Annotated in this window: 13 protein-coding genes and 1 pseudogene; 4 read left to right on the forward strand and 10 right to left on the reverse strand. The window is 68.2% G+C overall.

Going from position 1 to position 9681, the window contains the following annotated elements:
• Nucleotides 1–392: 392 nt before the first annotated feature.
• Complete coding sequence (locus tag ACFYWY_RS37775; protein ID WP_389195918.1) at nucleotides 393–641, reverse strand: SCO4226 family nickel-binding protein; 249 nt, start codon at nucleotides 639–641, stop codon at nucleotides 393–395.
• A 223-nt stretch (nucleotides 642–864) separates the two neighbouring features.
• On the opposite strand from ACFYWY_RS37775, the gene ACFYWY_RS37780 reads away from it, so the two are divergent.
• Together ACFYWY_RS37780 and ACFYWY_RS37785 are read left to right on the forward strand one after the other, a co-directional pair.
• Nucleotides 865–1161, forward strand: coding sequence for a hypothetical protein (locus tag ACFYWY_RS37780; protein WP_389195921.1), 297 nt, complete (start codon nucleotides 865–867; stop codon nucleotides 1159–1161).
• Nucleotides 1158–1547 (forward strand): hypothetical protein, encoded by a 390-nt coding sequence (locus tag ACFYWY_RS37785; RefSeq protein ID WP_389195924.1) that lies wholly within the window; start codon nucleotides 1158–1160, stop codon nucleotides 1545–1547. The genes ACFYWY_RS37780 and ACFYWY_RS37785 overlap by 4 nt, the downstream gene beginning before the upstream one ends.
• Nucleotides 1548–1635: 88 nt before the next feature.
• Here the strand turns inward: ACFYWY_RS37785 and ACFYWY_RS37790 are convergent, their stop codons facing one another.
• The gene (locus ACFYWY_RS37790; protein WP_389195927.1) at nucleotides 1636–1896 is read right to left on the reverse strand and encodes a Rho termination factor N-terminal domain-containing protein; all 261 of its coding nucleotides are present in this window, start codon (nucleotides 1894–1896) and stop codon (nucleotides 1636–1638) included.
• On the opposite strand from ACFYWY_RS37790, the gene ACFYWY_RS37795 reads away from it, so the two are divergent.
• On the forward strand, nucleotides 1865–2218 hold the full coding sequence (locus tag ACFYWY_RS37795; protein ID WP_389195930.1) for a hypothetical protein: 354 nt from the start codon (nucleotides 1865–1867) through the stop codon (nucleotides 2216–2218). The genes ACFYWY_RS37790 and ACFYWY_RS37795 overlap by 32 nt on opposite strands.
• Before the next feature lie 227 nt (nucleotides 2219–2445).
• On the opposite strand, the gene ACFYWY_RS37800 is transcribed toward ACFYWY_RS37795, so the two are convergent.
• The 4 genes and pseudogenes from ACFYWY_RS37800 to ACFYWY_RS37815 form a co-directional block, all read right to left on the reverse strand.
• Entirely contained in the window at nucleotides 2446–2838 is a 393-nt protein-coding gene (locus ACFYWY_RS37800) for a hypothetical protein (protein ID WP_389195933.1), read from the reverse strand.
• Between the two features lie 146 nt (nucleotides 2839–2984).
• Nucleotides 2985–3242, reverse strand: a pseudogene (locus ACFYWY_RS37805) (IS630 family transposase); the annotation flags it as partial.
• Nucleotides 3243–3751: 509 nt separating this feature from the next.
• Entirely contained in the window at nucleotides 3752–4762 is a 1011-nt protein-coding gene (locus tag ACFYWY_RS37810; RefSeq protein WP_389195936.1) for an alpha/beta hydrolase, read from the reverse strand.
• Nucleotides 4763–4941: 179 nt separating this feature from the next.
• Nucleotides 4942–5844, reverse strand: a complete 903-nt coding sequence (locus tag ACFYWY_RS37815; RefSeq protein WP_389195939.1) for a replication-relaxation family protein — start codon at nucleotides 5842–5844, stop codon at nucleotides 4942–4944.
• A 155-nt stretch (nucleotides 5845–5999) separates the two neighbouring features.
• Between ACFYWY_RS37815 and ACFYWY_RS37820 the strand changes: the two genes are divergently transcribed.
• Nucleotides 6000–7196 (forward strand): RNA-guided endonuclease InsQ/TnpB family protein, encoded by a 1197-nt coding sequence (locus tag ACFYWY_RS37820; RefSeq protein ID WP_389195942.1) that lies wholly within the window; start codon nucleotides 6000–6002, stop codon nucleotides 7194–7196.
• 124 nt (nucleotides 7197–7320) lie between these two features.
• Here ACFYWY_RS37820 and ACFYWY_RS37825 read toward each other — a convergent pair whose 3' ends face one another.
• The 4 genes from ACFYWY_RS37825 to ACFYWY_RS37840 all read right to left on the reverse strand — a co-directional run bounded on the left by ACFYWY_RS37825 (nucleotide 7321) and on the right by ACFYWY_RS37840 (nucleotide 9542).
• Nucleotides 7321–7578 (reverse strand): hypothetical protein, encoded by a 258-nt coding sequence (locus ACFYWY_RS37825; protein WP_389195945.1) that lies wholly within the window; start codon nucleotides 7576–7578, stop codon nucleotides 7321–7323.
• Nucleotides 7579–7937: 359 nt separating this feature from the next.
• Nucleotides 7938–8636 (reverse strand): hypothetical protein, encoded by a 699-nt coding sequence (locus ACFYWY_RS37830; RefSeq protein WP_389195948.1) that lies wholly within the window; start codon nucleotides 8634–8636, stop codon nucleotides 7938–7940.
• A gap of 128 nt (nucleotides 8637–8764) precedes the next feature.
• A complete protein-coding gene (locus tag ACFYWY_RS37835; RefSeq protein ID WP_389195950.1) occupies nucleotides 8765–9109 on the reverse strand; it encodes a hypothetical protein in 345 nt (114 codons plus the stop codon).
• 43 nt (nucleotides 9110–9152) lie between these two features.
• Entirely contained in the window at nucleotides 9153–9542 is a 390-nt protein-coding gene (locus tag ACFYWY_RS37840) for a hypothetical protein (RefSeq protein WP_389195953.1), read from the reverse strand.
• Nucleotides 9543–9681: the final 139 nt, after the last annotated feature.

Consider the following 9681-nt stretch of genomic DNA (forward strand, 5'->3'; position numbering starts at 1 on the left):
CAAATGTTCGGCCGCGCAGGATTCGAACTCCTACGCAAGCGGGTCCTATTGGCGTGACCGAGCGTCACCGCACCACACGAAGTGGACCAGAGCCCACAGAAACTGACACAGCCACAGGAGCCGAGTTCGACGCGGCGCTTATCAAAGCTCGTTGAACTCAGTCCACTCTGTCTCGGTCGGCTTCCGGTACGGGGGAAAAGGTGCTCCTCGAGAAACGTCCGTGACAAAAGGACCCGCCGGCGGCGGGTCCTTCGTCGTGTGGGTTGGCCTCAACCCCGTGTGCTCACGCGCCGTTGCGCTTCCTCTGGGTCGTCTTTCTTGGCCACGCCGTCGTCCGCAGACGCCTCGGCGGTGAGGGGGCAGGAAGGCGCTGGTCCCGGCTTCTGGTGCTCCTAGACGGAAAGCGGCACAGGATGGATCTCGGTGGCCGGGTGCCCGGTGCGCTCGTGTATGCGCTGCACCGCTTCTGCGGAGGGAGCCTCGGACAGGCAGTACACGACTCCCGCCTCGGGGTCGGCCCACGCCCGCTCGAAGTGCACCCCCTCCTCCGCTTCGATCTCCAGGTCCGCTCGGTGGGCCGCCGAGAGCTGCTCGGCCGTGATGCCCTTCATGTCGTGGTGGACATCCATGAATGTGGTCATCGTCCGCCGCCTCCGTTCGTTTCATCGGCTCGTGGGCTGCGGCACGGACCCCTGGGCGTCGTTCTGCCCTGGCCCGGGGCCTTCTTCCACCAGCGTGCGCCCACTACCTCCCTTGAGGCGACCTGGGCTGCTGTCGGCGCGGCCCTGCACTGCGCGCAGCGGGCTAATGCTGGAGTTGCCCGGGACACCTGACATGCCGGTAAGGCGTCGGTATGGTGCTGATATGGCGAAGAAGAAGGTCACCATCACGATCGATGCGGACAAGGTCAAGGCGATCGAGAGCCTCCTGTCCGCCAGTAGCCCGGACGCCGCCCCGTCTTCCTCGGTCTCCGGGTGGATCGAGGACGCGGTTGCCGCCAAGCTTGAGCGCGCCGAGCGGGCCGAGCGCGCCGTCCAGTGGCTGGTGGAGCGTGCCCAGAGTGAGCACCCCGGCGAGTGGGAGCAGGCGCTGGAGGCCGTACGGGCTGCGGACGCACGGCACGGCTTTACCAGCGTCGAGCAGGGGCAGAGTGCCGCGTGAGCACTGGGTACATCCTCGACCACACCGCCGTCAGCGCTCTCGCTCAGGGCAACATCTATATGGCCGCGCGTGTCTTCAGGTCGGTCCAACAGGTCCAGCCGCTGTACGTGCCGGCGGTCTCGTTCGCTCACGGGCTTACCGGCAGCGCCTTGGGTGAAGTCGCGCACATGCTGCAGGACGCCCTCGCGGCTCCTTGCTTCGTCTTCCGGCCTCTGGACGAAGCATCCTGCTGGGCCATCGCGCAGATCGCCCAGGAACGGGCGGCCGACCTTCCCACCGCTCATGCCGCACATCTGGCGCTCGGCTCCGGCCTGCCCGTTCTGACCCGGCAGGCCGCGGCCTACAAGAAGATCGACTCGCGGATCACCGCCGAGGTCATCAGCTAGGGCGGTCCCGACAGCGCTGCTCCCGATATCGTCGCTCGCGTCGCCGACGGACGGTGCTCCTGGCGGGCCGTGAATCGTGCCGCAGGCTTCAGGATGCGTGGGCCTTGCGTCGGCCTCGTTTGCCGCGGAGGGCTTTGATGAGTTCCTCGCGGGTCATGGAGGAGCGGCCGGGGATTCCGGCGTCCGTGGCGCGCTGGTAGAGCTCTGCCTTGGTCAGGGAGTCGAACGACGAGGCCTTCGTCTGCTTCTTCGCCTTCGCTGTCTTGCCGGCCCGGCGCTTGTCGGCGGTGTCCTTGATCCGCGCGGGGGGAGCACCGGTGGGCGAGATCGTGCCCCTGGCCACGCTCACCCACGAACTCGACGGCGGCGTCGGCTGGCCGAAGGTCGGCAACTGGGAACAGGTGACCGCGGACCTGCTGCGGCTGGTGCGCACCGGCGGCTGCGACGCGCTCAGCCTGGGCCTGCCCGAGATCGCGCGCGCCCTCGTCTGCAATGGCCCCGACAGCGAGGTGCGTGCCTTTGACCCGATGGCCGAACGTTTCACCGCCTACGGGCCCGCCGACCGCGCGGCCGTCCTGGTCCACGTCGGCGAGTACCTGGCCGGCGCGGCCGCACCGGCCCCCCTGTGGCCCGGCGACGGACTGCTGGAACCACTCGGTCAGCAGGCATGAGACCGCGCGACCCAGCCGCGGCCGAGACGCCGCTTCCCCGGACAAGTGGAGAGGACACGATGCTCGGCTATGAACCGCGTGCCCTGGGGGCTGACCTTCGACGAATGCTGCGTCACCTGCCCCGCTTCAAGCGAGTTGGCGTGTCCGGGAGGCCTGGTCAGGCCATGGGATGCCGTCTCCTGCTCTCAGAAGGACTCCTGGAAACGCCGGACAGGGGTGTCTGCCCGTTAGGCGAGGCTGATCTTCAAGCTGCCGCTGGCGAGTGCGCTGACACTCGCTGAAGCACCCGGTGCGACCGTGACGCTGGCGCTACCGCCTCCGGAGAAGACCAGGGTGGCGTTGGTGTTGTTGGTCACCGTCGAGACCAGCGATACCTGGGCGCCGGTGTCAAACGTGGTGCCGGCGGAGAGCTTTGAGGCCGGAATGGTGACCGTGCCGCCGGCCGACAGGCTGATGCGCACCGAGCCCGTCACGGCCGCGGAGGACTGGGCGTCAGCGGCGGCGCCATGTGCCGGTGCGGCTGAAACCGCGGAAGCGCTCGGATGAAATGCGATCAAGCTGCCCGCGGCTACGAGCGCGACAGCGGCGATCTTGGCTGCAAGACGTTGGGGCGGGCGCATGGATCCTCCACGGCAGGAGTGAAGCACTGTCTCCAGGACAACGGTCGAGCCTGGTTTGCACACCCATAGATAGCCCCAAGTAGCCAAGCGGATTCAACGTGACATGCGGGCGGCTCCCACCGAGCGCTGAATCCGCCCGAACAGACCTAATGACCTGAGTCGGAGATTCTCTGGCAATAGGCGGCGACTTTGTCGAGGATCTCGTCGGCGGTCTTGGTCCAGACGAACGGTCGGGGGTGGTCGTTCCAGTCGGTGAGCCACGCTCGGATGTCGCGCTCGAGGGCCTGGACGGAGCGGTGGACGCCGCGTCGGAGTTTCTTGGCGGTAAGTTCGGCGAACCACCGTTCCACCTGGTTCAGCCAGGACGAACCGGTGGGTGTGAAGTGCAAGTGGAAGCGGGGATGGGCCACCACGACTCATGCTGGACTAACAGCAAATCTCCGACTCAGGTCACTAACGCCTGCCTGCCGGTCTCCCCTCCGCCAGGGCAGGCACGACAGCATCCACTGAGGGCCGCCACAGCGGGCAGCCGTCGGGAGCGGGCAGCTTGTCGGCGGACTTCGAAACCTGGTTCTGGATCACCTCCCGCGCCAGAGCCACGGAGCCACCGAAAACCGCGATCATGAACGGCCGTGGGTGATGTCTTCCCCTTGAGGACCTGTGGTTTCACCGGGTCGATGGTGTTCGGATCGAAACGTAGTGGTGGACGGTGAGTTGGTGGTCGTGCGAGCCCGGACGACGGCTGAACGGGCCTCGTGTTCCGGCTGCGGGGTGCTGTCAGCCCGGGTGCACAGTCGGTACGTACGCCGCCATGCGGGGCGTGAAGAGCGGAGGGCAACGGTGGGCCGCGGTCCTGCGGGCTCGCTGGTCGCCCGCCTGTGGCCTTCGGATCGCCGCCCTGTGCACCAAGTGCTTAAGGGTTGGTGAGTGCGGCGCGCAGGGAGTCGAGCATGCTGGTGCGGAAGGCGGTCATCGAGGGTGCTTTGCCGTCGAACAGCGCGTCGGCACCGTGGTACATGCCGGGTTCGACGCGCAGTTCGCACTCGACGCCGGCCTCGCGTAAGCGTCGGGCGTAGCCGATGTTTTCGGGGTGGAACAGGTCGAGGTCGCCGACGCCGATCCACGCGGGTGGGAGTCCGGTGAGGTTCGCACGTCGTGCGGCGGCGGTGTAGGGGCGGTCGTCCCGCTCCTGGGGCGGGTGACCGAGGTAGGCGGTCCAGGCGAAGCGGTTGGACGTCGGTGTCCAGGTGTAGACGGTTCGGTCGGGGGCCTCTGCACGCAGGACGGTGCGGTCGTCGAGCATAGGGTAGACGAGCAACTGGAAGCAGACCGGGAGGCCGGTGTCGTGGGCGCGTTGGGCGAGGACGGCGGCCAGTCCGCCGCCGGCGCTGTCGCCGCCGACGGCGATGCGGGCGGGGTCGATGCCGAGCTTGGTGGCGTTGTCGTGCAGCCAGTGCAGGGCGCGGTAGCAGTCGTTGAGACCGGCGGGGTAAGGGTTTTCCGGCGCGAGTCGGTAGTCGACGCTGACGACGAGCGCGCCAAGTTCGTCGGCGACGCGGCTGCACCACGCGTGGCCTTGGCGCAGGGTGCCCATGACGGTTCCTCCGCCGTGGATCCACAGCAGTGCTCCGCTCGGCTTGCTGCGTGCGGGCGCCTGGTAGGTCACCACGTTCAAGGCCGGATCGGTGGCGGTGATGGTGGTCTTCTCAGCTCGGATACCGGGCCTGATTGCGGAGCCCACCGCTGGCAGGCGGCGGCCGACGGCGAGGGTGGCGGCATTGGTGAGGTTCAACGGCAGGTAGAGCACGGGGTGGCGCAACTCGGGCGCGACCGCGGTGAGAGCGCGGCGGAGTGTGGTGATTCTCCTGGCGGTGACAAGGGCCGCCACGGTGTCCAGTGTGCCGAGGACGAGTCGCAGTGTCATGTGCTGGTGCCTTCCGTAGGGGCGATGAATGCGCAGAGGTTCTGTGCGGCGTTCGGCGTCATCGACGAGCACGGCACGCATCCGTGCGGGACACGCCCTCCAGTCTGAGTCGCATGCCGACGCCGGTGTCGAGGGCATCGGCGGCAGGCTGATCACCCCCTATCGCTCGCGCAGGGGACTCACAACTCGGTCCACGGGCGAGGCTTGCCGCCGGCCAGAGGCACCCACACGGCCTGGGCGGGACCGTGTTGCTCGATGTCTTCCAGCACGGCGGCTGCGAGCCGGACTTCGCGGGCAAGGGCCGTTACGAGCGGGTGCTGGGCAACCATCGCCTGCAGATCGCTGATCCGATTGTCCAGCCTGGCTCGGGAGGCGCCGGTGAGCACGAAGAGCACGCGGGGAAAGACCGGATACCAGCGGAGCCAGGAAGGGCCTGTGGCGGCCGGCCTGCGGCGGCCGACGGGCTGTGCTTCGTACTGGAACAGACGGGCGTACTCGATCAACTTCACGGCCAGCCGCTCGCTGCTCATGGTGGTGCGATCGACTTCCACGAACGCGCGCAGCTTTCGCCGGTGATCGCTTTCGACGGCGGTGTAGTACATGACAGCGTCGGCCATAATCCGTTCGCCCTCGCCGATGGAGTGAGACACCTCAGGGGTCCAGTCCCAGGGGCCATGCTCGTGCCCGAGCCGGCGGGCGTCTGCGGCAAAGGCCAGATGGGCGCGCACGACGGCGAGCGTGTGCGGGGTCTTCAGCGACGCTGCCGTATCCGAGTTGATGGGGTAGGGCGGCCGCCCCCGCAGGACAGGCAGATCCCGGGTCAGGCGCGAGCCTTCCTGCGTGAGGTACCAGGCGTTGGTACGTGAGCGGTTGGCGTCCGGTAGCACCGTGCAGTCGACGAAGCCGTCGGAGCGCAGCTTGTTCAGGACGCGGGACAGCAGCTGCCGTGTGCCGTCCGGCCGCAGCATCCGGCGCAGCTGGCTGGTGGTGGCGATGCGGTGCTGGGCGAGCGCGGCCAGCACCTGGTGACTCAGGGGTTCAGCGGGGCTGGGGGCCAAGCTCGTGGCCGGAATGCTGGTCATCGGGAACCTCCGAGGAAACCTCCGCCTTCAGGCGGGGGAGGAGTCGGACTCCTGCGGAGCAGGGCAGGAACAGCCGAAGCGCCGCCAGGGCGATTCGGCGTCCACTCCCGAAGACCCGGCAGGCCGTCACAAGCCGAAGTGTTAGTTTGTGAGTCATGACCACTCACGTGAAGCGGGCGTTCAAGTACCGCTTCTGTCCGACCGATGCGCAGGCAGCGGAGCTGTCGCGCACATTCGGGTGCGTGCGGAAGGTCTACAACATGGCGCTCGCGGCCCGTACTGAGGCGTGGACGCTGCGTCAGGAGCGGGTCAACTACAACGCGACGTCGGCGATGCTGACGGCGTGGAAGAAGACCGAGGAGCTGGCGTTCCTCAACGACGTCTCCTCGGTTCCGCTTCAGCAGGCCCTGCGTCACCTTCAGACGGCGTTCGCGAACTTCTTCGGCAAGCGCGCCATGTACCCGCGGTTCAAGTCGCTGAAGAAGTCCCGCAAGTCCGCGGAGTACACCTCCAGCGCGTTCCGGTTCCGGGACGGGAAGCTGACCCTGGCGAAGATGGCGGAGCCGCTCGACATCGTCTGGTCGCGTCCCCTGCCGGATGGTTCGATGCCGTCGACGGTGACCGTGTCCCAGGACGCGGCCGGACGCTGGTACGTGTCCCTCCTCGTCGAGGACCCCACGATCCAGCCGCTCCCGGCGAACGGCCGCGCGGTCGGCGTCGACGCCGGCCTGGACCACCTGCTCACCTTGTCCACCGGGGAGAAGGTCACCAACCCGAGGCACGAGCGGCGCGACCGCGCAGGCCTCGCCAAGGCCCAGCGGGAGCTGTCCCGCAAGGCCAAGGGGGACGGCGTCAACCGGGCCAAGGCCCGCCGACGCGTGGCTCGCGTTCACGCTCGCATCGCCGACCGCAGGCGCGACACCCTGCACAAGATCACCACTCGGCTCGTTCGTGAAAACCAAACGATCGTGATCGAGGACCTCACCGTTCGGAATCTGCTGAAGAACGGCAAGCTCGCCCGCAGCATCAGCGACGCGGCATGGTCGCAGTTCCGCAGCATGCTGGAGTACAAAGCCGCCTGGTATGGCCGCGAAGTGATCGCCGTCGACCGCTGGTTCCCCTCCTCCAAGCTCTGCTCCTGCTGCGGCATGCTGCAAGAGAAGATGCCGCTCAACGTCCGCACCTGGACGTGCGACTGTGGGATCACCCACGATCGCGACGTGAACGCGGCGCGGAACATTTTGGCCGCCGGGCTGGCGGTGTCGGCCTGTGGAGCCGGTGTAAGACCTCAACGGAGTTCTCCGGGCGGGCAGTCGGCGATGAAGCAGGAAACCCCACGGCGCGAGCCGTAGGAATCCCCCCTCCTTCAGGAGGGGGAGGAAGTCAAGCGAAATCCTTTCGACGCACGGCCTGCGGCCTGGGCGCTGAGCACTGGGCGGCTGCGCGCACAAGAACACGGGTCCCTCGACGTGCCGGTCACGCGGTGCCGAGGCGGCGCATCGCGAGGGCGTCGTCGGGGTGGGCATCGGTCACGCTGCCGAGGTGGTCAGCCAACCGGTGATTGCCGCGAGCGGCTTCCTCGACCTGGGCCGCGCGGGCCGCAGCCGCGTCCTTCAGGGCAGTTCTCAGGAGATCGGCAGCGGTGGCGGTCGGGCTGCTTGTACCGCATGCTTCGCATGACGCGCGGTCGATGTTGGGGACGTCGCAGCCGTGGCACGTCCAAGCGCTGCTCATGGGGGTCTTCCTTCCGCGGGCCGTGGCGGTCTCTGTCAGAACCTTCGGTTGCTGATGAGGAAACCCGTGGTCCCCGACCAGATCCCCGACCATGAAGCCCCGACCATGGTCACGAACTCGAAACAGCCTCGTGGTCTGCACCGTGGTCGGCGTCCATGGCCCCGACCACGAGGCTGCGGGGGCGGCACCCAGAAGTTCGGCGATGGCCGGTCCGCAGCAGCCGTGGCTGCTGCGGGGCGCGGTGGCGAGCCGCGCCATGCCGGCCATCGTGCGACACCCGGCCCGCAAGGGACCAACGGCCCGTAGCCGGGTGCCGCGTCTGTGGGGCGGTGGGCGGATGGGCGCTCACCGCCGGTTTTCTACCTTCTGGGAGTGCGCTGGGCGGCCTGCTCGAGGATCCGCTTGCGCGTCCACCGTCGGCGCCCGCCCTTCTCCGTGACAGCGTCGGTGTCCTTCAGCACGGGTAGGTTGCCCTGGGACAGGCTGCTGGAGAAGGAGTTGACACTCTTGAACCCCAGCAGTGCCGCCGCCTGTGAGGCTCCCAGGAGCTCGTCGGGGTCGCCGTCGACGGGGACGTCGGGCAGCGCCGGCGCTGCGCGTTTCGCGCCGGCGTGCTTGCCGCGGCCGGGCCGGGTGGCCATCCAGTCCAGCAGGGTCTGCACGCGCCACAGCTGTCGGCGGTAGGGGTTTTCCGTGGTGCCCATCTCTTCGACGACGTCCGGGTCGGGGAAGTACCCGGGGTGGTCGCGGACGAAGGTGGTGACCTGGTTGGTGTTCTTGTAACCCAGGAACCTCGAGGCGTCCGCTGCGTTCAGCAGGTCCTGCGGGTCGCGGGAGGGCGGTGTGTGCTCGCGGAGCCTCGCCGGTGGGCGCTGGGCGAACCACTCGGTGACTTCGGCGTGGTCCCATAGGCGGGCACGGCCGCGCTTGTCCCTTGTTTCAGGGAATCCGTTCTCGGCGCGCTCGTTGTAGAGGCCGCTGATCCGCGCGGGTGTCAGGCCCTGTTCAGCCGCGATCTCGGCGGCGTCGGCCAGGCGAGGCTCACGGCGCGAGGTCATGGCGGAACCGTCCGTCCTGTCAGAAGGCGAGCCGGCCTGCCCGGCTCACAACTCACATAATGGCAGGAGTGTGGGGCGGTGGTCCAGTACGCCGCCCAGGCTTTCCCGGGCGGCGGACGAAAAAGGGGTCATTCCTCCGGGATCAGGCACACACCACGGCGGGCTGCGTCCTCGGCCATCTCGGAGTAGGCCAGGGCCGCTGGGGTCATTTCCCAGTCGGTCAGGGCGAGCAGCAAGACCAGCTCGTCGCGGTCCTGGGACGCGTCGCACGGCATACCGGCCGCGTTCGCGGCCGCCACCAGATCCTCGGGGGACAGCCCGGCGAAGCGGGCCGCCACGGTGCGGTGCAGGCTTTCAAGGCCCTGCTGGTACAGCTCGTTCGCTTCGCGTAGGAGCAGCACCAGGTCCTCGTCGTGGCTGGCCGGTGCGGCCGCGGCGAGGTCGAGGAGGCGCTGGGTGGTCGTCGTCATCATGAGCAGTATGCCTTTCAGGAAAGATCAGGGGCGTCCGGAAGTCTCAGTGGAGAGCGGCACAGCCGTCGCACGGCGTGCGACCGTCGCGGCGGGCCAGGTCGGGCTCCTTGCGGGGCTCCTTCTCCAGGGCCGCCCCCACCTGCTCCTGCAGGGCGGTGAACTCCGGGCCGTCGTCCGGACAGACGATGCCGGGGTCGGGCGCCCCGCAAGTTGCGGCGTGCCGGATCAGGTCGGTGATACGCCAGTCGGCGCGGAAGCTGTCGCCCCGCACCTGCTCGACCTCGGCGTACAGGTCGGCCAGCCGCGGGCGCCGGCCGACGGAGAGCAGCAGATCGCGGAGGGCCGCGAATCCGCACAGCGCACAGGAGCAGCGGGAGTTGCCCATCCAGTCGCCGGCCCCGGGCACCGAGTCGTACGTCCAGCCGTACGGCACAGGAGCGCTGGTGCGCCACTCCTTAACTGCGGCAGTGGACCAGTATCACTATGGCTGAATCGAACAGCGGCGATGAGTTCTGCGCAGCGCGACCGTCTCTATTGCCGTAACGCCACAGCGAAGAGGAGCACATCCCATG

It is taken from the genome of Streptomyces sp. NPDC002870, assembly GCF_042888505.1.
Lineage (GTDB): Bacteria > Actinomycetota > Actinomycetes > Streptomycetales > Streptomycetaceae > Streptomyces.